The sequence below is a fragment of the Actinomadura physcomitrii genome (genome assembly GCF_008923205.2).
Lineage (GTDB): Bacteria > Actinomycetota > Actinomycetes > Streptosporangiales > Streptosporangiaceae > Spirillospora > Spirillospora physcomitrii.
In genome coordinates this window covers 40,929-62,344 of record NZ_WBMS02000013.1, presented here as the reverse complement: position 1 = coordinate 62,344, position 21,416 = coordinate 40,929, and the positions used below count along the sequence as shown (strand labels likewise).

Here is a 21,416-nt window from a genome sequence, read left to right as displayed (position 1 = left end):
GCCCATGGCACGATGAAGCCGCGCCCACCATGATCGGATCCCGTGCCCATGCAGCCTGAAGCCCCCCGGATGATCGGCCCCTACCGCGTGGTCGCGCGGCTCGGCTCCGGCGGGATGGGCGAGGTCTTCCTCGGCACCTCACCGAGCCGGCGGCTGGTCGCCGTGAAGGTCATCAGGGACGAACTGCTGGGCGATCCCCGCTGGCGGGCGAGGTTCCGCCGGGAGGTCGTCTCCGCCAAGGCCGTCAGCGGCTTCTACACCGCGGCCGTCGTCGACGCGGACCCCGACGCCGAACGGCCGTGGCTCGCGACGCAGTACATCCGCGGTGTGAGCCTGGCCGAGGTCGTCCGGGAGAAGGGACCGCTGCCCGAGCAGGCGGCGTGCAGGCTGGGGGCGGGCCTGGGGGAGGCGCTCATCGCGATCCACCGCGCGGGGATCGTCCACCGGGACCTGAAGCCCTCGAACGTCCTGCTGGCGCCGGACGGCCCGCGCGTCATCGACTTCGGCATCGCCCGGCCGCTGGACGCGCTGCCGCTCGCGCGTTCGGAGATCCTGGGCACGCCCGCCTACATGTCGCCCGAGCAGGCACTCGGCGAGCCCGTCACCTCCAAGAGCGACGTGTTCTCGCTCGGCGCCACGCTCGTCTACGCGGCGACCGGATCCGCGCCGTTCGGCACGGGGCACAAGGTGCGCGGACGCATCGTGTACGGACGTCCCGACCTCGAACGCCTGCCGGACCCCATGCGCGGCCTGGTGACGCGCTGCCTCGTCAAGGACCCGGAGGAACGGCCCTCGCCCGAGCAGGTCCTCACCGCGCTGTCCACGCTTCTCGACGCGGTCTACGGAGAGGACGGGTTCACGGACGAGATAGGCGACCTCATCGACGTCCAGGAACCGACCCTGATCGATGTGATGGGGGAGCAGCCCACCTTGCTCGAGCCTCCAGGACGGGCATGAGGCCCTTCGAGGGCGGCACGCCGTCCATCCGGAAGGCCGGTCAGGGGAGGCCGTCGGCCAGTGCGTCCCAGAAGGCGGTCTCGTAGGCGTGCAGGAGACGGGCCGCCCGGGACGCCTCCGCCGGGTCGTCACCGGAGGCCAGCCCCGCGGCGATGACGGCGAGAGCCTGCTCCTCGAAGCCCGGCGGCGACTCGGCGAAGAAGGAGAAGAACCCGACGGCCTCCTCATCGAAGCCGTAGCGTTCGCGAAGCGCCGTGGCGGTACGGGCGCAGTAGGCGCCCCACTCCTCCAGATTGGCCAGCATGGCCGATGCCACCTCGGTCGAAGTGCCGAAGGCGGCACGCTGCGCCAGGTAGGCCGGATAAGCCTGCGCGAGCGGATGCGGCTCGTACGCTTTGAGACTCTTCTCACTTTCGCCGAGGCTCGCCGCGAAGCGGAGGAGCAATGTCAGAGCCTCCGCCTCGCCCTGGGCCAGCCCCAGGAACATCCCGCCCGCCGGCGGCACGGGGAAACGCGCCGCGAGCAGAGCGAAACTGCGCTGATCGCTGCTGACGATCCGGTACTCCTCCGCGGCCAGCCGGACCAGGCGTTCCCGGGGGACCTCGCCCGCCTCGAGCAGGTCCAGGTAGCGGTTGCCGCCCGCCTTCGCCGCGATGTCCGCGCGCGCTTGGGCGACCAGCTCCGCAGCACTGTTGTCGGTCATGTACTCAGCGCAACATCCGCACGGCCCCGGCGTCAACGAGACGGCCGCCGATCAGGCCATGTGATCACCTAGATACGATGAAGAGCGGAACGTCTACGCAGGTGTGGACGGAGTTGGGAGCGAGCGCATATGTCGGATTTCGAACTCAACCACGCGGGCGGCCGGATGCCCCTCGAGGTCACGGAGTCGACCGAGGGCCCTTCGGGACTGCGGGTGGGGAGCCTCCTGAAGGAGACGGGGCACGTCACACTCGACCCCGGTTTCACCAACACCGCGTCCACCACATCGGCGATCACGTATATCGACGGTGAGGCGGGCATCCTGCGCTACCGGGGCTATCCCATCGAGGAGCTGGCGGAGAAATCGTCCTTCCTCGAGGTGGCGTACCTGCTGATCTACGGGGAGCTGCCGACGCCCGCCCAGCTGGAGAAGTTCACCGACAGCGTCCGCAACCACACGCTGCTCGACGAGAAGTTCCGGGCCTTCTTCTCCGCCTTCCCGCGCCGCGCCCACCCGATGGCGGTCCTGTCGTCGGCGGTCAGCGCGCTGTCGACCTTCTACCAGGACAGCCTGGACCCGTTCGACCCCGAGCAGGTCGACCAGTCCAGCATCCGGCTCATCGCCAAGCTGCCCACCATCGCGGCCTACGCCTACAAGACGTCCAACGGGCAGCCGCTGCTGTACCCCGACAACTCGCTCGGGTACGTGGAGAACTTCCTGCGTATGACGTTCGGGCTGCCCACGCAGCCGTACGAGATCGACCCCGAGATCGTGCGGGTCCTGGACATGCTCTTCGTCCTGCACGCCGACCACGAGCAGAACTGCTCGACCTCCACGGTGCGGCTGGTGGGCTCCAGCCAGGCCAACCTGTTCTCGTCCGTATCCGCGGGCGTCGACGCCCTGTTCGGGCCGCTCCACGGCGGCGCGAACCAGGCCGTCCTGGAAATGCTGGAGCGCATCCACCAGAACGGCGACAACATCGAGTCGTTCGTGGAGCGGGTCAAGAAGAAGGAGCCCGGCGTCAAGCTGATGGGCTTCGGGCACCGCGTGTACCGCAACTACGACCCGCGCGCCGCGGTCGTGAAGAAGGCCACCGGCAAGGTGCTGGAGGCGCTCGGCAAGTCCGACCCGCTCCTCGACCTGGCCATGCGGCTTGAGGAGGTCGCGCTCAGCGACGACTACTTCGTCGAGCGGAAGCTCTACCCGAATGTGGACTTCTACACCGGCGTCATCTACAAGGCGATGGGCTTCCCCACGAACGCCTTCACGGTGCTGTTCGCGCTCGGCCGGCTTCCCGGCTGGATCGCGCAGTGGCGCGAGATGATGAACGACTCCACCACCAAGATCGGCCGCCCGCGGCAGGTGTACGTGGGACCGGGCGAGCGCCACTACGTGGAGCCTTCCGCGCGCTGATCGGGCCCCGGCCGGGCCGCCGGTCCAGGGGGCTTCTCTCCCGGCGGCCGGCATCGCCCCAAGCGACGACCGAGTGCGCGGCGGGCGGGCTCAGTGCCCGCCCGCGCGCGCTTGCGATAAACATCACTTGCCCCCTGAGGCGCAGGACGTTCGACTGATCGCATTCCGGGGCAGCCCACGGCGGTCAGCCTCGTGGACCCGGCGCCGGAGATCGCCGAGTACTCCGGCTCGATGATCAGCATGGACGACCCCCGGCACGCGCGGCTCCGGCGGATCGTCTCCCGCTCGTTCACCCCGCGCATGGTCGAGCGGTTCGCCGGGGACGTCACCGTCCTCGCCCGCCGGATCGTCGACGAGCTCGCCGAGCGGGTCCCGTGCGACTTCGTCGAGCACGTCGCGATGCCGATGCCCCTGCGGATCATCTGCTCGATGATGGGCGTCCCGGACTCGGAGTACGACGGGGTCATCGACGCCACGAACATGATCCTTGGCATCGGCGACCCCGATTACGTCGGCCCGGCCGGCGAGGACCGCATCACGATGCTGCGCGAGAAGTTCGCCCACCTGCACGCGCTCATGGGCGATCTGGGGCGGCTGCGCGGCAAGGAGCCGGCGGACGACCTCGTCACGGCGCTCACGCACGCGAACGTGGACGGCGAATCGCTCACGGCCGTCGAGCTCGCACGCTTCTTCACGCTGCTGGTCGTCGCGGAGAACGAGACGACCCGCAACGCGCTGTCGCATGCGATCGCCCTTCTCACCGCGTACCCCGATCAGCGCGCGCTCCTCATGGCCGACGTGGAGAACCGCCTTCCCGGTGCGGTGGAGGAGGCCGTCCGATACGCGACTCCGGTGACGTGGATGCGGCGCACGCTCTCGCAGGACTACGAGCTCTGCGGGTACGTGTACCGGGCCGGCGACAGAGTGGTCCTCTACTACACCTCGGCCAACCGCGACGAGGCCGTGTTCGAGGACCCGTACGCGTTCGACATCACGCGCTCGCCGAACCCCCACGTCGGCTTCGGCGCGCCCGGACCGCACTTCTGCCTCGGCGCCCATCTCGGCCGCCGCGAGGTCACCGTCCTGCTGCGGGAGCTCTACACGCGCCTTCCCGAACTGCACGCCACAGCCGCTCCGGTACGGCAGCGCACGAGCTTCATCAACGGGATCAAGTCCCTTCCCTGCGCCTTTTGAAGGCCGCAGAACAGGACATTAGCCGCAACTTTTCGGGCCTTTTCCACAGAATGGCGTTCCACTATCGCGGCGGCGCACCACGAGCGAGGCTGTTGCGCGTCACATCCCGGTACACGGAAAGGCGCGATCATGCCCGCACAGACCACAGCCGCAGATCTCGGACCGAACCAGCTCGCGGGCCGGCTCGGATTGACCCGGTGGCAGTTGCGCCTCGGCCGGGAGCACGGACTGCTCCCCGACCCCGACCTCGACGGCGAGCGCTGGTCGGCCCGGCTCGCCGGCGAATGCGCGAGCCGGCGCGACCAGGTGGTCGCACGGTTCGGAGAGGAGCCCCCGGTCGGAGCGGTCCGGGCGGCCGCCCGGCTCGCCGTCCGCACGGGCCTGGACGTCGAGCGCCGCGACGTCGAGGTGCTGGTGGCCCAGGATGACCTCGAGGTCGTCGGCACCTTCCGCGGGCACCCGCTCTACCTCCTGCGCGACCTCGACGCCCTCGATGCCGCCGCGGTCCGCGACGTCGTCTCCGCCCGCAAGGGGCCCCTGTTCGACAGCGTCGACGCCGGCGGGGCGGTGACGATCCTCGGCTGGCCGCGCAAGACCTTCGACCGCATCGCCGGTGAGCGGGCCCTGGCGACCGACCGGTTCGGGCGCTACGCGCTCGCCGACATCCATGCGCTGGCCGCCGACGAGGAGCTCGCACAGGAGGTCCGCGAGGAAAGGCTCCGCAGGGCCCTGGCCAAGGCGAGACGGGCCGAGACCGACATCGAGGACGTCGTGCGCGGCTGGATGCTGCGCTGCACCGCCTATCTCGACCGCGACGCGGACCAGCCTCCGGACCCGGCCCTCCTCGGCCGTGCGATCCGCAATCTGGTGGGAACCAGGGCCGAGAGCGCCAGATACGAACGGGAGACCGTGTGAAAGACGCCGGCGGCACGGCACCGGGGCCGGGCGCCTCCGCCCACGGCCCGCACGGGCGGCGAGAGACCGATGCGTCCCCCGCACGGCGGCGGGCCTGCTCACGCCCGCCGGGAGCCGTGACGCCGCCCGGGCGGGCGCCGCCTGTCCTCGGCCTGGCGGGCAATGGCGGCATGGAGCCGGTCACGGGCCTCGGTCCGCGACATCGCCGGAAGCCGCTGGGGGAGATGGGCCGCCAGCGCGGCGGGAGCGTCGACCAGGCCGTCGCCGTCCACGACGGCCTGAGCCCCCGGCCAGGCACCGAGGAGCACCGCGGACAGCCCGCCCGGGTGGCGGTCGAGGAGCGCGGTGATGCGGCCGGCCTCCTCCGCGCAGTCGGCGACCAGCAGGAGGCGCCGGGCGGCGGGCGCCCCGGTGTCCCGCCGGATCGCGAGTTCGGTCTCGAGGTAGGCCAGGGCGGCGTCGAGGTTGCCGGGGATGAACAGCCCCGCGGCGTCCGCGTCGAGCAACTCGTCCTCGTCGAGCCCGAAGAGCCGGCCCGCGTCGGGCCGCGGGATCACCACCAGGGAGCTGTCGCCGTGCTCGTCGAGCGCGGACAGGGCGAGCACCCGCGCGCTGTCGGCCGCGCCGCTTCCCGCGAGCGCCAGCGCGGGCACCGCGAACGGGTCGAGGGAGGGACGGTAGGTGAACGGAACGGGCCGCGGGTCGGGGCCGCCGGTGGGCGAGGCGAGCACCGGCATCCCCGCGGTCGCCGCCGCGAGGATCCGGTGCCGGAACGGATAGCAGATCGCGGCGGCCGCCGGGAGGAGGAGGCCGAGCAGAAGCACCGGTTGGACCGGATGTATCCGCGGCTCATCGTCGGCCTGCTCGTGCGGGCGCACCGGGCTCTGGCCGGCGCCTCCGCTCCCGAAGGCCGCCGTCGGAACCGGTGTCGGAACCGGCGCCTGGGGAACGCCGTCCGGGGCCCGGAGCGCGGGGCGGGGGCTCGGCCGGTCGAGCGGTTTCGGCGGTGCGGGCCGCCGGCGTCCGGCCTTCGGGCCCTTCTCGAACGGTCCCCGCCTACGGGCGGCGTCCCCGGGGCCCGCCCCCCTCTCGCGCGCGGCGTCGAACATCGCCAGCCAAGCCTCCCTGCAGAGCTGGGCGGTGTACCAGTCACGGTCGAGGACGTTCCGGCAGGGAGCCGACGCCGATCTTCGCGGTTTCGGCGGCGGTCCGGACGCGGCATCGGCGGGCGCGGCGCTGAAGGAGATCACGCCCGCGGCCGCGGTGCAGCCGAGCAGTCCGCAGGTGCAGCGGACGATTTCGCCGAATATGTCTGCCATCCTGGGATCTGCCAGGAAACGGGTCATCTTCGCCCCGGGGGATCGCGTTGGTCACCGTCAGAATGCCGATCGTAGTCAATTCGGCTACGGAGCGTTGACCATTGCTCGCACTCGACTCGCCGATCGTCCGGTCACCACTCCAGCGAAATGTGCCGCACATCCATAATCGTCCGGATATAATCGGCCTCATCGGGGGTCCCGGGCGCAGTCACACTTGACCAACGCGAAGGTCTCCGCGTGCGAACCGAAAAGTAAGGTTCCGCGACCTCGGCGCAGCACATCAATGCCGAAGTCGGAGGATGGAATGCCGTCGGCCGAAAGCTCTGAAGAGCATAAGCGTCTACAAGCCTGACAACATCGATGTGCCCTGAGTCGTCGGCGGATGCCCAGCTTGGTGGGGACCGTGCGCATCACGATCCGGTCCTGCTCGCCGACCGCCTCGAAGGTCAGGACCAACGCGGGCTCGCCGCCGCTACTGGTCGTCATCGTCGTGCGGTTGCTGTCTTTGCTTCAGATCCTGGACGTACTCGTCCAACCGGTCGAAGCTCTCGCTTTTCGAGCGCTCGAATCCGCCCACCCCGGTCGTGGACGGGCCGCAGCCGCGCGCGTCGAGGCAGCACAGCCGCTGCTTGCCCGCCCTGCGGACACGAATGAGCTCGAACTCCCGGAGGACCCGCAGGTGCTTGGACGCCGGTTGCGGGGGTGGGGTGTCAGGCGGCCCTAGCTTCTTGCGCGGGTCGAGTGGGCCGTTCGTGGGGTGGCTCATCCCGGGGTCGTCGGGTGCGGCTGTCAGGCGGCTCGGGGGGAGTGGAGGACGTCGTACATGCCGAGCGGGAGCGTGTCTCCGCAGAGCCAGTCGTTGACGGTGCCGGGGACGTCGTCGGGCGGCGCCACGGCGAGGAGGCGAGGGGTGAGGAGGGTGAGGCGGACCTGGAACGGGGACGGGCGAGCGGGGTGGGCGCGGTGGCCGCCCCAGAAGGCGCTGAAGTCGGCCTGGGTGAGCGGGACGTCGGCGTCGATCTCGCGGGTCCGCCCCGCTGGGCCGGTGGACAGCCAGGACCAGTGGTCGGCCAGGAGGCGGCGGGCCGTGGTGCGCAGGACGTTCAGAGCGGCCAGGTCGTGCGGGCAGGCGACGTCGGTGATCTGGAGTTCGGGCAGGCCGAAGCGGCGCAGGCCGCGGGTGCGCAGGCGGACGCAGGAACAGCCGTTCACGCCCTCGGGATCGCGGTCGGGGTCGGGGGCGGTGCAGCGGCCGTTGGCGCGGAAGGGCGGCAGCACGTCGCCGAGCCATTGGTCCGCCAGGACGAAGCGGGTCCGCTCCTCGGCCAGCGGGGTCAGGACGTGGCCGGTGACGAGGTCGGCCGGGACGCCGCCGAGCGCGGCGCACAGGTGCAACGCGGCCGCGCGGGCGACCTGGACGGCGCGGGGCTGGTCGGTGATCGGGGCGCAGGCGGTGACGACGGCGAACTCGGAGGCGTCCTGGAACGCGCGTTCGCGGCGGCGGTCCTGTGGGCGGGGCGCCCGGATCCCGCGCGGATCCCAGCGGAGGGAGGCGGCGTCCTCGCGGACGACCTCGAGCTGGGGCGAGCCGATCCGGCCCGCGATGTGCGCGGCGTAGGGGCCGTTCGCGTCGCGGAGCAGGCCGCCGAGGTCGTGCGGGACATGGTCGGCCGCGACGGCGAACCGGGTGGTGGTGGAGGCCGGGACAGGGAAGACGATCATGGTTTCTCCTCGGTGGATGGGGCCGATCGCGACCAGCCTGCGGCCATCGCGGAACAGACGGAAGCAGAACGACGTTCTGTGGATAATCAGGTCAACGCATGGACAGAGCGACGTAAAGTCGGTGCACGGCGGCGACCGCCGACCGCGTGATCCGGTGGGGCGCAGCGGCCCGGGTGCGCCTCGCAGGCCCCGGGTGCCACGACCGTGGCGATGGCGCGGCACCTCGGCCGACTGGCGGAATCGCCGGACGCTCGATGCAACGTTGGGTAAAATCATCATCACTCGTAGTTATGATCTTCCTTTGCGTCGCCGGCCGGGGACCCGAGGCGCGGGATCACTCTCGATATCGAAAGGCGAACGGCATGTGCCGACTGTTCGGGATGAGCACGGGCGGACCCCGCGTGAGGGCGGCTCATTGGCTGCTGGACGCGCCGTCGAGCCTGCGGGCGCAGAGCCACCGGATGCCGCACGGCGCGGGTCTCGGCTGGTTCTCGCTCGGCGGTGAGCCCGTGCGCGACCGGGCGCCGCTCGCCGCCTTCGAGAACGCCGACTTCGACCTGCACGCCCGCAACGTCCCGTCGCACACGTTCGTCTCCCACGTGCGTGACGCCTCGGTCGGCGGCCTCACCGTGCACAACTGCCATCCGTTCGTCATGAACGACCGCCTGTTCGCGCACAACGGGGTGGTGAAGGGGCTCGACACGCTCCGCACGTGGTTGACCGACGTCGAGCGCGCGCACGTCGCGGGCGAGACCGACTCGGAGCTGGTGTTCGCCTTCGTGACCGCGGAGATCCGGCGGCGCGGCGACACGACCGAGGGGATCATCGAGGCGGTGCGGCGGATCGGCGCCGAACTGCCGGTGTTCGCGGTCAACCTGCTGATCGCCGAGTCGGGGCGGCTGTGGGCGCTGCGCTACCCGGAGAGCAACGAGCTGTGGGTGCTGTCGCCGGACAGGGGCGGCACGAGCGGCCCCGGCGACGCGGCGGCGGACGGCCCGGTGCCCGCCGTGGTGATCGCGAGCGAGCCGATGGACGACCGGCCGGGGTGGCGGCCGCTCGAGCCCGGCGAACTGCTCGTCGTGGACGGGCTGGCCGAGACCTCGCTGTTCCCGTTCGAGCCGCCCCGGCACCCGCTGCGCCGTTGCGACCTGTCGGCGCGGGAGGCCGCCTCGCAGCAGACGGCCGTCGCCGACGAGCCCGTCCAGGGCGTGCCGGTCGCCTCGCTGCGAGGCGCTTCGCCGAGCGCGACGACGGGCGCGATGGCAGGCACGGCAGCGGGCGCGGCGGCGGGCGCGGGCGCGCAGGCGGTTCCGGTCCGCCGCCCCCTCACGCCGTTGGTCCTGCGGAACGCCCAGCGGAAAGCCGTCCGAGGGCCGTCTGTCTAGTTCCGACACGCCGTTGACCACGGAAAAGACCAGCATTGGCCGATTTTGTGCGGATTGGCGCCGCATCAGGGGCGGATTCAGAGGGAATGTGTACGTTGGGTAGATCAACACTGCTGTGAGCTGCGGGGACGGTCCCGCGGCCCAGCTCTGGGAACAGGAGGTCCCCGTGACCCGAACGCTGTCGAGGGGCACCCGTGTCACCGGTGCCGAACGCACGCAGCTCGCCGCGGAGCTCGCACCCCGCTACGCGGGCGGCGAGAGCATCCGCGACCTGGCCGCCGAGACGGGCCGGTCGTACGGGTTCATCTACAACGTGCTGAAGGAGGCCGGCGTCCCGCTGCGCGGCCGCGGCGGCAACACCCGGCGCAAGAAGGACTGACCCCGCTCCCGACGTCGTACCCAACAGTCGAGCACGAAGAGAAGGAAGCGACACCATGGCCGGACGTCCCCCTCGCCCCCCGGGGGGACCCCGCGCGCTAGGACCGGCGGGACGCCCCGGAGACCTCGGAGCGCCCGTTCAGGCTGGCGAGGTCGGCCGCGGCGCGGCCGGCGACCCAGCCCTCGTAGTTGGACACCGAACCGGCCCGGCCCTTGGCCAGGTTGGGGAACATCGCGTCGACGGCCCTCTCGACGGCCAGGTCGCGCGCGGCCAGAACGGGAAGCAGATCCTTCCCGCCGGCGTCGGCCGCCGCCCGGTTCGCCGCCTCACCGGCCGCGTCCCGGAGGCGCTCCCCGATGCGCGCCGCGTAGGCGTTGAGGAAGGCGTGGCGGAACGACCGCGTCCGTGACCGCCCGCGCGCGTCGCGGCGGGGCCCGGCATGCACCATCGCCGCCGTCGCCTGCACCAGCAGCGATGTGAAGAGCATCTCCACCGCCGCGAGATCGGCGGGGAACCCCAGGACCGTGGAGAACCCCAGTTCCCTGTGCCATACGGCGCGGCACCGGTTGGCGTCCGCCACCACGGTGAGCAGCACGGCCTTCGGCGCGTCGTAGGGGTTGTCCACCGCGACGCGGCGGCCCGCGGGACCGCCCAGGTCGCCGGTCTCGGCGGCCAGCAGCGCGTGGTCGATGCTGTGCCGCGCGATGAGTTCCTGTGCGCGCGCGCTGAGCGCCTCGGCCTCTTCGGGGAACTCGGTCGACTCCGCCTTCGCGAGCAGGGCGCGGACCTTGCCGAGCATCCGCTGGTCGACGCCCTCGAACCCGTCCCGTACGGGCGTCTCGCGCAGCGGCGTCCCCGGGGGCGGGCCGATGCTCGCCAGTCTCGGCAGACCCTCCAGCAGGTGGACGAGTTCGGCGCCGCAGGCGACGAAGCCGGCCCGGTCGGTCCCTTCGCGGTCGCACCAGGCGTCGGGATGCTCGTCGTCGTCCTCCCACCAGACCTCGGCGCCGATGAGGGCGAGCTGCTCGCGCCACTGCGCGGCGACGGTCGCGGCGGAGTAGGCGCGCATCTCGGCGGCGATCGCGTCGGCGGCGAGGCGGCCGTGCCTGGCGCCGCGGCGGCGGGCCGCGTACCGGACGACGTCGGCGGGCTGCCAGCCGCGCTCCCAGGCGAGGGCGACGCCGCGCTCCAGCCGGGCGGCGAGGCACCGCGCGGTGACGAGGGGCCAGCCCGGCACGTCCGGACGGTCGGCCAGCGCGGCCACGAGGAGGTCGAACGCCTCGTCGTCGCCCCGGGCCACCGCGCGGACGGCCTCGGACGTCAGCGTCTCGGCCTCGTCCAGGAGGGACGGGCGGGGGCCGCACGGCTCCGCATCGGAAGAGGAATCAGCCTGCCGTGGCCGCCACCACGCCTTCCGCACCGGTACTCCCGTCGTCGTCCGAGGGTCCGTCACCCGACCACGAGGCATACTGCCACGCACGGGCGGGTGCCCGTGCGCGGACATCCGTGCGAAACGGAGATTTCACCGTCGGTGCACCGTGCCGGTGCGGGGGCTACCTGCTGAGGTCCTCGCCGCGCATCTCCTCGACCACCACGCTCTGGTAGGCGCGGGTGGTGTCGGGCACGTAGCTGAGCCTGGCGAGGGCCTTGCCGTCGTGGTCCCTGATCTCGAAGTGGTAGCCCTCGGCGGCGTCGCCGACGTGCGCCACGGCCTGGTCGTGGCGGAGGCGGCACATGGTGTCGACCTTCTCCAGCGCGACCTTCAGGCTGCCCGCGTCGCTGATGAGCCGGGCCGGCTCACTCGTCTCCCAGATCTCGAACATGGTCGCGTCCTGTCGGCGGTCGGTCGGAAGGAACGGGCGGGGCATTCCAGGCGTCGGGGACAGCTTGCGCCGGTTTAATGGATCTTTCAATCAATACAGGTATCGGATTGATCACTATTCGAAGCCGTGCACGGGCGCAGTGTCATGTTCGCACGTGGGGCGAGTGAGCGCTTTCCACTCTGCGGATCCGGTCGGCAGGGGCGGGCGCATAGAACCGAATCTGATTCGGAAGGGGTCGGAGTGGACTACCGCGCCGCGATCGTCGCGGACGCCCGGGCGCCGGTGACCGTGGTGCCGATGCCGCTGTTCCACATCGGCGGGACGGGCTGACCGGCGCCGTCGTCCAGCCGGAGCCCGAGGACCACGACCCGGACGGCCCGCGCGCGCACCTGACGCGCTCGGCGGGCCGGTCGTACGCCTGGGTCGAGGTGAAGATCGTCGAGCCGGGCGGGGACGCGGAACGCGCGCCGGGCGCCGCGCTCACCGAGGACGAGGTGATCGGCTACGCCCGCGAGCGGCCGGCCGGCTTCAAGCGCCCCCGCTCGGTCGACTTCGTGGACGCGCTGCCGCGCAACCCCAGCGGCAAGATCCTCAAGAGGGACCTGCGGGCGCCGTACTGGGAGGGCCTCGGCCGGACACGATCGCCTGACCCGGCCCGCCGGTGTCAGTCCTCGGCGACGGTCACCACGGTGTCCCTGGCGCCGGGCTCGGCGAAGCGCAGCAGGGCCTCGCCCTCGGCGGTGAGCTCGTCGAGGGCGGCCCGGGGAAGGGGCTCGAAGGGCCGCAGCCGCAGGGTGGCGACCTTGCGCTTGTACTCGGTCTCCCAGACGCCGCGCGCGAACCCGTCCCAGAGGAACACGGCGCGGACCCGGAGGTTCTTCGTGGTGAGCGACGGGCGGTGCGCGTCGGCGATGATCCGCCGCCGGTCGGCGTGCGCGAGGACCAGGCTGTCGAACTCCGGCAGGAACCGCGCCGGGACCGGGACGTCCGCGCCCGGGCGGGGCGCGCCGGGCAGGTCGAACAGCTCACGGCCCCTGTCGTCGGCGAAGACGGCCAGGCGCGGCCGCAGCCGTTCCAGGGCCTCGCCCGCCGAGCGCAGCCCGGACCAGGTCTGCGCGTCGGCGGCGGACGCCGGGCCGAACGCCTCCAGGTACCGCAGGACGAGGTCGTCGTCGGCGGCGTCGGCGGACGGTGCGGCGCCGAGCCAGCCGCCGGCGGACGCGAACTCCGCGGAGCGCGGGAAGCCCCACCTGTCGTCGGTCGGGACCATGACCAGCGGCACGCACATGCGCACGGCATAGCCGAGCGCGCGGTCGTTGACGTCCGGGAAGCGTTCCTGCAGCAGGGCGCGGACCTCGTTGAACGTGCGCGGCCGCTCGTCGAGGAGGGCGCGGGCGGCGGGGACGACCTCGTCGAGATCGAGGCCTTTGGCGCGCTCTCCGAGGACGCGCATCGCCGCGTCCAGCATCGGCTGCAGCGACGTGCGGAACGCGAGGTAGTCCGGGGCCGTCATCAGGTGCAGGGTCGCACGCATCATGGTCGCGCGGACGAGCGTCCGGTCGCGCAGGGCCGCGTGCAGGTCGGCCGCCTGGAAGCCCTCCAGGCGGGACCACAGCCCGAGGAAGGGCGGCCTGGGCTCCTGCGCCTGCATCCCGAAGAGCCGCCCGACGGCGTCGGTGACCGGGACGCGCTCGCGTGCGAGCAGCAGCTGCCGTGCCAGCGTGGCCCTGTTGAGGGCCTGGACGCTGAGAGTGTCCGCCATCGTCTCCGCCTTCTCGCCGCCCCGGCGGTACCGGGTCGCCCGGTGCGGCGGGGATGGTTCGGGATACCGACACTACCGACGCCCCAGGACGCTCCTAGCCGCCGGTGTTCCCGCCTGCCACGTCCGCGATCGTCTCGCGGACGCAGCGGCGCAGCCACGCGTGCGCGGGGTCGGCGTCGTAGCGCGCGTGCCAGGCCATCGACAGCCGCAGGGGCGGCATGGGCAGCGGGATCGGCACCCACACCAGGCCCAGCCGCTCCACCAGCGGCCTGTGCAGCCGTTCCGCCGCGAAACCCAGCAGGTCGGTTCCCCGGACGACCGTCAGCGCGGTGTTGACCGTCGGGACTGTCCCGGTGATGCGCCTGGCGCGTCCTCTCTCGGCGAGGATCTCGTCGATGGGCCCGGCGAGGCGTCCGCGCCGCGTGTTGATGAGCTGTGCGGCCGCGCACCACTCGTCCAGCGTCACCTTCCGCCCCGCGAGCGGATGCCCGGGGCGGACGACGGAAGAGATCCGGTCCTCCAGGAGAAGGCCGAGGCGGGTGTCGGTCGTCTCGGCGGTGATGACGCCGATCTCCAGGTCGGTGGAGGCGCGCCGCAGGAGGTGCGTGTCGCGCGGCCCCTCGCCGAGGAAACGCAGGGTGACGCCCGGTGCGTCGCGCGCCATCCGCTCCAGGAGCGGGCCGGCCAGGACGGCGATCGTGCCCTCCTCCGCCTGCAGGGTGAAGGTGCCCTGCAGCGTCCGCGGGGAGAAGCCGTCGCCGGCGGAGAACAGCGTGTAGGCGCGCTGGACGAGGTCATGGACCTCCGCGCGCATCGCAAGCGCGCGCGGGGTCGGCACCATGCCGCGGCCCGAACGCACGAGCACGGGATCGCCCAGGGCCTTGCGTATGCGCGCGAGGGTCCGGCTCATCGCGGGGCTCGACAGGTGCAGGCGCTCCGCGGCGCCGGTGACGCTGCCCTCGTCGAGCAGCACGTCGAGCGCGACGAGCAGGTTGAGATCCAGCCTGGATTGCATCAGGCGCATTCCTCACGTGCAAAAGATGCATTTGAAAGCAAGTCACCGCCAGCCTACGTTGGAGATCGCGGAGGCGGCGCGCACGACCGCCTCCCTCGTGCCCGGCGCGCGCGGCCGGATCCCCTCCAACCCGCCTGTTCGGCCTGTTCCGGCGCGCCCGAGGCGCGCCCGCGAGAGATTCCGAGGAACCCCTCATGACGATCGATGCCGTCCGCGCCGCCGCGCCCCCCGGCCGGGGACGCGCCGCCCGGCGCGCCGTCCCGCCGCTGATGTCGGCGTGCGTGATCCTGGTCGTGGCGATGGTCGCGGCCATCAACCTCTCGATCCCCAAGCTGTCGGCGAGCGGCCTGCATCCGTCCGCCACCGCGCTGCTGTGGATCGTCGACTCCTACGTCCTGGTCTTCGGCTGCCTGCTGATCCCGGCGGGCGCCGCGGGCGACCGGTTCGGACGCAAGGGCGCGCTGCTGGCCGGCCTCGGCGTCTTCGCCGCCGGCTGCCTGCTGTCGGCGGCGGCGCCCGCCGTCCCCGTCCTGCTGGCGGGCCGGCTGGTCACCGGGGTGGGGGCCGCGCTCATCATGCCCGCGACGCTGTCGCTGCTGATGCAGGTCACCGAGCCGGCGCGCCGCCCGCAGGCGATCGCTGTCTGGACGGCCGCGACCGGCATCGCGGGGGCGGTCGGCAACCTCGCCGGGGGAGCGGTGCTGGAGTGGCTGCCCTGGCAGTCCCTGTTCCTCGGGGGCGCCCTCGCCGCCGGCGCCCTGGCCGCGCTGACGGCCTGGGCGGCCCCCGCGGGCGAGCGGCACCACGCCGACCTGGACGTCCCGGGAGCGGCGCTGCTCACCGGGGCCCTGTTCGCGCTGCTCTTCGGGATCATCGAGGGCTCCGAGCGGGGCTGGACGTCGGCGCCGGTGCTGGGCGGGTTCGCGGGCGCCGCCGTTCTGCTGGCGGTGTTCGCCGCGCACGCGCTGCGCGCCGCGCATCCGCTGCTCGACCCGCGCCTGTTCGCCGCCCCCGCGCTGCGCAGCGGGGTGCTGGGCATCGGGGCCGGCTTCTTCTGCCTGTTCGCGCTGTTCTTCGTCAACGCCCAGTACCTGCAGTACGCCAAGGGGTACTCGCCGCTGCTCACCGGCGTGGCGATCGCGCCGCTCGTGGTCGGCATGATCGTGGTGTCCCGGCGGAGCGTCGGTCTGGCCGGGCGGTTCGGGAACCGCGCGGTCATCACCTCCGGGCTGCTCGTCATCGCCGGCGGGCTCGGGCTGCTCTCGCTCGCCGACGCGTCCACGCCCTACCCGCTCTACGCGGTGGACCTGCTGGTCATGTCGGCCGGCATGGGACTGTGCGTGCCGCCGCTGTCGGTCGGCGTGATGTCCGCGCTCCCGCCCGGGCGCGCCGGGCTCGGGTCGGGCCTGAACAGCGCCGCCCGCGAGATCGGCAGCGCGCTCGGCGTGGCGGTCCTCGGGACGGTGCTCACGAGCCGCTTCACCGGCGCTCTGCCGGCGGCGCTGGCCGGGCACGCGCACTCGGCGGGCGAGGCGATCGCCGCGGCGGACGCGGCGGGCGCCGGTGCCGGGACGCACGCGCAGGTGATCTCGGCTTTCACCGGCGCGATGTCGGCGGGGTTCCGGGTGGTCGCGCTGATCGCCTGCGTGGCCGCGGTGCTGATCGCCCCGGGGCTCCCCGGGCGGAACCGGGCGGAGAGGGCTGGCGGTGGCGGCGAATGAGATATATCGTGAACGTTCGCATACGAGATATAACGCGATGAGCGGAGAGGTGGCGATGACCGTGGCGCAGAGCCCGCCCGCGCGCGGAGTCCGCGGCAGGCTGCTGGACCGGATGTTCGTCCGGGGACGGGTCGAGGACGTCCGGCCCGCGCCTGGCCGCATGCGGTGGATCGGCGTCGGCGGCGTTCCCGGCCTGGACTGGACGCCCGGGCAGCATGTCCGCGTGCACATGGTGGACATCACGTCCGCGCGGACGTGGGTCAGCGGCAAGGTGCGCGACGCGCTGCGCACCTACTCCGTGTGGGACTACGACGCGTCCTCCGGCGTGCTGGAGCTGTGCGTCATGGACCATGAGGACGCGGGGCCAGGGGCGTGCTGGGCGCGGTCCGTCCGGCCGGGTGACGAGGTCGTCTTCAACAAGCCGGAAGGATCGTTCGCGCTGCGCTCGGCTCCGTACCACCTGTTCGCGGGGGAGGAGACCGCCTCGGTCACGTTCGGCGCGATGCTGCGCGCCGTCGGGCCGGAGGAGCCCGTGTACGGCGCGGTGGAGGTCGCCGAGCCGGAGGACCGCCTGCCGCTGCCGAGGGGCGGGGAGCTCGCCTGGTGCCGGCGGGGCGGCGCCTCGGCGGCGTCGTCGGAGGCCCTCGTCGACGCGGTGCGCCGGCTCGATCTTCCCGCCGAGCCGGGGTTCGCCTACGTGGCCGGGGAAGCGCGCACCGTACAGGCCGTGCGCGCCCATCTGGTCCGGGAACGGGGCTGGCCGCGCAGATCCGTGCAGGTCAAGCCCTACTGGACGCCCGGCAGGCGGGGGATGGACTGATCGGGAACGAGCGGCGGGGGCCGGGGTTACGGGGTGATATTTCGCAAAATGCACGTGCATCAGCCCTTGCACCTGCACGCCATTCCTAGCAGGATTGCCCCGGACCCCCGCACGTGAACTCGCCGGAGATCGCGATGACCGCACACTTGAGCGACAGTGACCGACAGGCGCTGCGGCTGGCCCAGGATCTCCGCGAGGAGATGCGGGCGGCGCTGCCCCAGCTCCCCTCCGCGCCCTCGGTCTCCCCGTTCGTCGACCAGGGAGGGACGCCCAGCGTCCTGCTCCGGATGGACGCCGACACCGCCCGCGCGCTGATGGCCGTCCTGGCCGAGCGCCGTGCGGATCGGACGGCCCCTCCGGCGCCGGAATCGCGCCGGGCCGACGGCTCCCACGTCCCGCCGCCCGTGCCGCCGCCGGGCGCCCCCCAGGCCGCTCCCGCGCCGTACCAGCCGATCGTGGCGGCCACGCCGTTCCCGGAGCCCGCCTACGCGCAGGCCCCCTTCGCCGAGGCGCCGGTGGTCGACCCGTTCTTCGCGGGCGGCACGGGACCGACCCCGCTCGTGCCGTCGGTCTACCCGGCGCCCTGACCCGCGTCTCCACCTACGCTTCCGGGCCGCCCTGCGCGGTCCGGGGCCCGGCGCCGCCGTCATGGCCGCCGCCTTGCCGTTTCGAGTCATAGCCCTGCCAGGGGCCGTCTCTGGCGTGCACCCGGCCGGTTCGCCCGGCCGGGTTTTCTTGTGCCCGCCGTCGCCCGAGAGGCTCGCCGGACTGGTGCCGATCTCCGCTCCGGACGCCCCGCCGGCGGTGATCAGGCGGCATAAAGATCATTCTTTGCGATCTCTCCATCCGTGCGCCGACGTGCGCGTCCGCCCGGATCCGCGGCGGGAAAGGCGATCCCGCCGACCGCCCGAGAAAACGATCTACCCGGGCAAAGGTAAAGAAATCGCCCATTTGACTCAAGAGTGGTAATGCCGGATATAGTCAACGCCAGGTCGAGGTCAAAGCACCGTTGACCTGGCCAATCGCATAGCCGCCGCCTCCCGCCCGCCAGGCGGGACCCTTCAGCCGAACCACGGCCGTACCATGCACCGGCCGTGACCGTGCGGGGCCCGTGAGCCCCCGGTCGGCACTCTCTCCCGCGTCATCGAAGCCCGCGTCGCACGCAGGCCCGCAACGGGCCCTGCGCGGACGGACGCGAGCGCGACCCGTCATGTCCGCGGGCCGTCCCTGCGGGTTCCTTTCCGCGGCGGCATCCGAGTCCCGAGTCTCGGACCCCGTTCCGCATGCCCGGATCCTCCCTGTGCTCCGGCGCCGGAACGGCTGCCCTGTACGCCGAACTAAGGATTTTCATGCAGCAGCGGACGATCAATCGCGTGTTGACCGGTGTCACCGGCGCGGCTCTTGCCGGGATGCTGGTGGGCGGCGTGGCGGCCGCCAGCCACGACGACTCCGCTCCCAAGCCCGACAGGCTTCTCGCGCAGCAGCAGGACATGGCCGCGCTGAAGCAGAAGGCACCCGAGAAGAACACCTCCTCCAAGACCCTGGCCGAGTCCAGCTCGAAGTCCGCCTCCGCGGACACGAAGAAGGCGGACACGAAGGCCTCCGCCTCGAAGGACGCCGCGAAGAAGGCCGACACGGGCCCGAAGGCGATCCTCAGCGGCACGACCACCGCGTCCTACTTCTGGGACGACGGTTCCGGCATCAACGGCGACACCGGCGCCCCGGCGAGCGGCAAGCCGATGCAGAAGGGCCTGTTCGCCAGCCCGAGCTGGCCCATGAACACCAAGGTCAGGGTCACCTACCACGGCCGCAGCATCACCGGCTTCATCGGCGACCGCGGGCCCGGCGCCCCCTCGCACGACGGTGTCATGCTCGACCTCGACACCTACACCTTCCGCTACCTGCTGGACGGCGGCAAGCCCGACAGCAAGTACGACGCCGGCACCGGCGAGGGACACCTCCAGGGCGTCAAGTGGGAGGTCCTGTCCTGGGGCTCCGGCGCGGGCACCAAGGGCGAACCGCAGCCTCTGGGCTGACGTCCGTGAGGGGACTCGCGGGCCACTTCTCAGCGACGGCCCGTGAGCCGCACACGCGGCCGCTCAGCGGCTCTCCGGCAGCGCCGGAACGCATGGAACGGGGACGCCCCGGCGATTCGTACGATCGCCGGGGCGTTCCCGCACGTGCGGGACGGCACCCGCTCAGTTCCCGGTCCGCTGCGGACGAGCGGCCAGCAGCCGGTACAGCGCCTCCGCCGCGGCGCCGATGCGCGCCACCGAGCACGTCTCGTCGGTCACGTGCGCCTGCTCGGGGTCGCCGGGCCCGTAGACGACCACGTCCGGGCCGCCCAGCAGGCCCGCGAGGACCGACGCGTCGGTGAAGTACGTCGCGTACTCCGGCGCGGCCCCCGATGAGCCGGGGGCGAGCAGCTCCAGCACCTCCGGCATGCCCGGCGCCGCCGGGTCGGTGGCGACGCCGGGAAGGTCCACGAGCCGCTCGAGCTCGATCTCCGCGCCGCACAGATCGGAGATCGCCGCGACCGCCTCGTCCGCGCCGAACCCCGGGACGGTGCGGACGTCCAGCCGCATCTCGGCGCGGTCGGGCACCAGGTTCGGCTGCACGCCGGAGTGGAAGGTGCCGACGTTCACCGTCGCGGGCCCGTGCGTCGCGCTCACCGGCCAGCCGCCGTGCCCGTGCACGCGGACCGCCGCGGCGGCCAGCGCCGCCAGGGCATTGCGGCCGAGCTCGGGCCGCGATCCGTGCGCGGACACGCCCCGGGCCGTGGCCTTCGGCCAGAGCGTGCCCTTGTGGCCGAGGACCGTCCGGTTCCCGGTGGGCTCGGCGACGATCAGCAGGTCCGTGGCGGCGAGCGCGGCCGGACTAGGACGGATGGACGCCGCCGCACAGCGGGTCGAACGACCAGCCGGACGCGTCGGCGGGCACGGTGTCGAGGTGCCCGGTGAACGTGATCGGGACGCGCGGCGCGTCGGGCCCGTGCCGGGCGACGACGTTCGCCCGTCCCTCGACCGGCTCGTCCACCCGCACGGTGAACCCCGCGCCGTCCAGCACGTCCGCGACGACGCCGGCGGCCCGCCGCTCGCCGCCGCCCCGGGTGTCGATCCGCACCAGCCGCCGCGCGAGCTCGAGCGCGTCGCCCATCTCCTGACCTCCCTCTCCGTCCCGGCCGGGCGGCCGGGACGCCTCAGGCCCGTGCCCGCGTGCTCTCCCGGACGACCAGGGTCGGGACGAGCGCGATGTGCGCCGACGGCCCGCGGTCCCCGCCGGCCTCGCCGGCGGCCGCGGCCAGCAGCCGCACGGCCTCGGCCGCGATCCGCTCGCGCGGCTGGTCGACGGTGGTGAGCGCGGGCTCGCTGAGCCGCGAGAACTCGATGTTGTCGTACCCGGTGACCTGGACCCGGCCCGGGACGTCCACGCCGTGCGCCCGGCAGGCGCGGGTCACGCCGAGCGCGATCAGGTCGTCGGCGCACACGATGGCGTCGGGCAGGTCGCCGGCGGCGATCAGCCGCCCGGCGGCCGTCTCGCCCCATTTCACGCTGTAGTCGCCGAGCAGGATCCGGTCGGGGTCCACGGCGATGCCGAGGTCCTCGCAGCGGCGGCGGAACCCGGCGAAGCGCTGCTCGGTGGAGGAGTTGGTCAGCAGCGAGCCGGCGAACGCCGCCGACCGCGCCCCGCCCGCGTGCAGGTGGTCCATGACCTGGCGCATCGCGGCGACGTCGTCGACGCCGACCCAGTCGGTGCTGGTGCCGCCGACGAACCGGTCGAGCTGGACCAGCGGGAGCCGCCCGGCCGTCCGCTGGACGGCGGCGCCGCTCAGCGTGCCGTGGCTCGGGCTGACGATGATGCCGTCCACGTTGCGGGCGACGAGGGTGGCCAGTCGCCGCGCCTCGACCTCGGGGTCGGACCGCGCGTCGCAGAGCAGCAGTTCCTTGCCCTCGCGGCCGAGGGCGTGCTCGACGCTCTCCACCAGCGAGGTGAAGAACGGGTTGGAGATGCTCGGCACGACCATGCCGACGGTGTCGGTGCGGCTGTTGCGCAGCGCGCGGGCGATGGAGTTGACCTGGTATCCGAGGTCGTCGGCGGCCTTCCTGACCTTGCGCTGGACGCCCGCCGACACCGGCCCGCGGCCGGACAGCACGCGCGACACCGTGGCGGTGGAGACCCCGGCGCGCTCGGCGACCTGGGCGATGGTGACCCGCTGCAATCGTTTACCTCTCCACCTCGGCGATAGCTCGGATGCTGGGCAGTTCGATGATGGCCGGTCCGATCATAG

At 72.7% G+C, this 21,416-nt stretch carries 21 protein-coding genes; 10 read left to right on the top strand and 11 right to left on the bottom strand.

Going from position 1 to position 21,416, the window contains the following annotated elements; translation table 11 throughout:
- Positions 1–48: 48 nt before the first annotated feature.
- Complete coding sequence (locus tag F8568_RS18075; RefSeq protein WP_151594725.1) at positions 49–957, top strand: serine/threonine-protein kinase; 909 nt, start codon at positions 49–51, stop codon at positions 955–957.
- Positions 958–997: 40 nt separating this feature from the next.
- On the opposite strand, the gene F8568_RS18070 is transcribed toward F8568_RS18075, so the two are convergent.
- Positions 998–1,660: a thiaminase II/PqqC family protein gene (locus F8568_RS18070; RefSeq protein WP_151594724.1), complete on the bottom strand. Its 663-nt coding sequence runs from the start codon at positions 1,658–1,660 to the stop codon at positions 998–1,000.
- Between the two features lie 129 nt (positions 1,661–1,789).
- On the opposite strand from F8568_RS18070, the gene F8568_RS18065 reads away from it, so the two are divergent.
- The 3 genes from F8568_RS18065 (at position 1,790) to F8568_RS18055 (ending at position 5,182) form a co-directional block, all read left to right on the top strand.
- Positions 1,790–3,073 carry a citrate synthase gene (locus F8568_RS18065; protein ID WP_151594723.1) on the top strand — a complete coding sequence of 428 codons (1,284 nt, stop codon included), beginning with the start codon at positions 1,790–1,792 and terminating at the stop codon, positions 3,071–3,073.
- 192 nt (positions 3,074–3,265) lie between these two features.
- Positions 3,266–4,267, top strand: coding sequence for a cytochrome P450 (locus F8568_RS50445; RefSeq protein WP_151594722.1), 1,002 nt, complete (start codon positions 3,266–3,268; stop codon positions 4,265–4,267).
- 129 nt (positions 4,268–4,396) lie between these two features.
- Positions 4,397–5,182, top strand: a complete 786-nt coding sequence (locus F8568_RS18055) for a hypothetical protein (protein WP_151594721.1) — start codon at positions 4,397–4,399, stop codon at positions 5,180–5,182.
- A 98-nt stretch (positions 5,183–5,280) separates the two neighbouring features.
- On the opposite strand, the gene F8568_RS18050 is transcribed toward F8568_RS18055, so the two are convergent.
- The 3 genes from F8568_RS18050 to F8568_RS18040 all read right to left on the bottom strand — a co-directional run bounded on the left by F8568_RS18050 (position 5,281) and on the right by F8568_RS18040 (position 8,223).
- Positions 5,281–6,006, bottom strand: coding sequence for a hypothetical protein (locus F8568_RS18050; RefSeq protein WP_151594720.1), 726 nt, complete (start codon positions 6,004–6,006; stop codon positions 5,281–5,283).
- 967 nt (positions 6,007–6,973) lie between these two features.
- On the bottom strand, positions 6,974–7,267 hold the full coding sequence (locus F8568_RS18045; RefSeq protein WP_202125108.1) for a hypothetical protein: 294 nt from the start codon (positions 7,265–7,267) through the stop codon (positions 6,974–6,976).
- 23 nt (positions 7,268–7,290) lie between these two features.
- Entirely contained in the window at positions 7,291–8,223 is a 933-nt protein-coding gene (locus F8568_RS18040; protein ID WP_151594719.1) for a hypothetical protein, read from the bottom strand.
- A gap of 254 nt (positions 8,224–8,477) precedes the next feature.
- Here F8568_RS18040 and F8568_RS18035 point away from each other — a divergent pair, with 254 nt between their 5' ends.
- Both F8568_RS18035 and F8568_RS18030 read left to right on the top strand, forming a co-directional pair.
- Positions 8,478–9,608 (top strand): class II glutamine amidotransferase, encoded by a 1,131-nt coding sequence (locus F8568_RS18035; protein WP_328600937.1) that lies wholly within the window; start codon positions 8,478–8,480, stop codon positions 9,606–9,608.
- A gap of 166 nt (positions 9,609–9,774) precedes the next feature.
- Positions 9,775–9,987, top strand: a complete 213-nt coding sequence (locus F8568_RS18030; protein WP_151538805.1) for a helix-turn-helix domain-containing protein — start codon at positions 9,775–9,777, stop codon at positions 9,985–9,987.
- Positions 9,988–10,084: 97 nt separating this feature from the next.
- Here F8568_RS18030 and F8568_RS50440 read toward each other — a convergent pair whose 3' ends face one another.
- The 4 genes from F8568_RS50440 to F8568_RS18010 all read right to left on the bottom strand — a co-directional run bounded on the left by F8568_RS50440 (position 10,085) and on the right by F8568_RS18010 (position 14,587).
- The gene (locus F8568_RS50440; RefSeq protein WP_151594718.1) at positions 10,085–11,407 is read right to left on the bottom strand and encodes a DUF2786 domain-containing protein; all 1,323 of its coding nucleotides are present in this window, start codon (positions 11,405–11,407) and stop codon (positions 10,085–10,087) included.
- 133 nt (positions 11,408–11,540) lie between these two features.
- Positions 11,541–11,810: a hypothetical protein gene (locus F8568_RS18020; protein WP_151594717.1), complete on the bottom strand. Its 270-nt coding sequence runs from the start codon at positions 11,808–11,810 to the stop codon at positions 11,541–11,543.
- A 664-nt stretch (positions 11,811–12,474) separates the two neighbouring features.
- Positions 12,475–13,572: a winged helix DNA-binding domain-containing protein gene (locus F8568_RS18015; RefSeq protein WP_151594716.1), complete on the bottom strand. Its 1,098-nt coding sequence runs from the start codon at positions 13,570–13,572 to the stop codon at positions 12,475–12,477.
- A 94-nt stretch (positions 13,573–13,666) separates the two neighbouring features.
- The gene (locus F8568_RS18010; protein ID WP_202125106.1) at positions 13,667–14,587 is read right to left on the bottom strand and encodes a LysR family transcriptional regulator; all 921 of its coding nucleotides are present in this window, start codon (positions 14,585–14,587) and stop codon (positions 13,667–13,669) included.
- 194 nt (positions 14,588–14,781) lie between these two features.
- Between F8568_RS18010 and F8568_RS18005 the strand changes: the two genes are divergently transcribed.
- The 4 genes from F8568_RS18005 (at position 14,782) to F8568_RS17990 (ending at position 19,164) form a co-directional block, all read left to right on the top strand.
- Positions 14,782–16,308 carry an MFS transporter gene (locus F8568_RS18005; RefSeq protein WP_202125105.1) on the top strand — a complete coding sequence of 509 codons (1,527 nt, stop codon included), beginning with the start codon at positions 14,782–14,784 and terminating at the stop codon, positions 16,306–16,308.
- Positions 16,309–16,345: 37 nt separating this feature from the next.
- Positions 16,346–17,128 (top strand): siderophore-interacting protein, encoded by a 783-nt coding sequence (locus F8568_RS18000; protein WP_202125104.1) that lies wholly within the window; start codon positions 16,346–16,348, stop codon positions 17,126–17,128.
- A gap of 146 nt (positions 17,129–17,274) precedes the next feature.
- Complete coding sequence (locus F8568_RS17995; protein ID WP_151594714.1) at positions 17,275–17,715, top strand: hypothetical protein; 441 nt, start codon at positions 17,275–17,277, stop codon at positions 17,713–17,715.
- Positions 17,716–18,501: 786 nt separating this feature from the next.
- A complete protein-coding gene (locus F8568_RS17990; protein WP_328600936.1) occupies positions 18,502–19,164 on the top strand; it encodes an RlpA-like double-psi beta-barrel domain-containing protein in 663 nt (220 codons plus the stop codon).
- Between the two features lie 162 nt (positions 19,165–19,326).
- On the opposite strand, the gene F8568_RS46845 is transcribed toward F8568_RS17990, so the two are convergent.
- From F8568_RS46845 to F8568_RS17980, 3 genes are read right to left on the bottom strand one after another with little or no spacing between them, the layout of a single operon-like run.
- Positions 19,327–19,974: a peptidase dimerization domain-containing protein gene (locus F8568_RS46845; RefSeq protein ID WP_328600950.1), complete on the bottom strand. Its 648-nt coding sequence runs from the start codon at positions 19,972–19,974 to the stop codon at positions 19,327–19,329.
- A gap of 31 nt (positions 19,975–20,005) precedes the next feature.
- Entirely contained in the window at positions 20,006–20,284 is a 279-nt protein-coding gene (locus F8568_RS46840) for a hypothetical protein (protein ID WP_202125138.1), read from the bottom strand.
- Positions 20,285–20,327: 43 nt separating this feature from the next.
- The gene (locus F8568_RS17980; protein WP_151594712.1) at positions 20,328–21,347 is read right to left on the bottom strand and encodes a LacI family DNA-binding transcriptional regulator; all 1,020 of its coding nucleotides are present in this window, start codon (positions 21,345–21,347) and stop codon (positions 20,328–20,330) included.
- Positions 21,348–21,416 lie beyond the last annotated feature (69 nt).

Bases quoted from the DNA above. Each gene is read 5' to 3' on its own strand.
- F8568_RS18075 (WP_151594725.1), top strand. From the start codon at position 49: ATGCAGCCTGAAGCCCCCCGGATGATCGGCCCCTACCGCGTGGTCGCG.
- F8568_RS18070 (WP_151594724.1), bottom strand. From the start codon at position 1,660: ATGACCGACAACAGTGCTGCGGAGCTGGTCGCCCAAGCGCGCGCGGAC.
- F8568_RS18065 (WP_151594723.1), top strand. From the start codon at position 1,790: ATGTCGGATTTCGAACTCAACCACGCGGGCGGCCGGATGCCCCTCGAG.
- F8568_RS18055 (WP_151594721.1), top strand. From the start codon at position 4,397: ATGCCCGCACAGACCACAGCCGCAGATCTCGGACCGAACCAGCTCGCG.
- F8568_RS18045 (WP_202125108.1), bottom strand. From the start codon at position 7,267: ATGAGCCACCCCACGAACGGCCCACTCGACCCGCGCAAGAAGCTAGGG.
- F8568_RS18040 (WP_151594719.1), bottom strand. From the start codon at position 8,223: ATGATCGTCTTCCCTGTCCCGGCCTCCACCACCACCCGGTTCGCCGTC.
- F8568_RS18035 (WP_328600937.1), top strand. From the start codon at position 8,478: ATGCAACGTTGGGTAAAATCATCATCACTCGTAGTTATGATCTTCCTT.
- F8568_RS18020 (WP_151594717.1), bottom strand. From the start codon at position 11,810: ATGTTCGAGATCTGGGAGACGAGTGAGCCGGCCCGGCTCATCAGCGAC.
- F8568_RS18015 (WP_151594716.1), bottom strand. From the start codon at position 13,572: ATGGCGGACACTCTCAGCGTCCAGGCCCTCAACAGGGCCACGCTGGCA.
- F8568_RS18010 (WP_202125106.1), bottom strand. From the start codon at position 14,587: ATGCAATCCAGGCTGGATCTCAACCTGCTCGTCGCGCTCGACGTGCTG.
- F8568_RS18005 (WP_202125105.1), top strand. From the start codon at position 14,782: ATGACGATCGATGCCGTCCGCGCCGCCGCGCCCCCCGGCCGGGGACGC.
- F8568_RS18000 (WP_202125104.1), top strand. From the start codon at position 16,346: ATGAGCGGAGAGGTGGCGATGACCGTGGCGCAGAGCCCGCCCGCGCGC.
- F8568_RS46840 (WP_202125138.1), bottom strand. From the start codon at position 20,284: ATGGGCGACGCGCTCGAGCTCGCGCGGCGGCTGGTGCGGATCGACACC.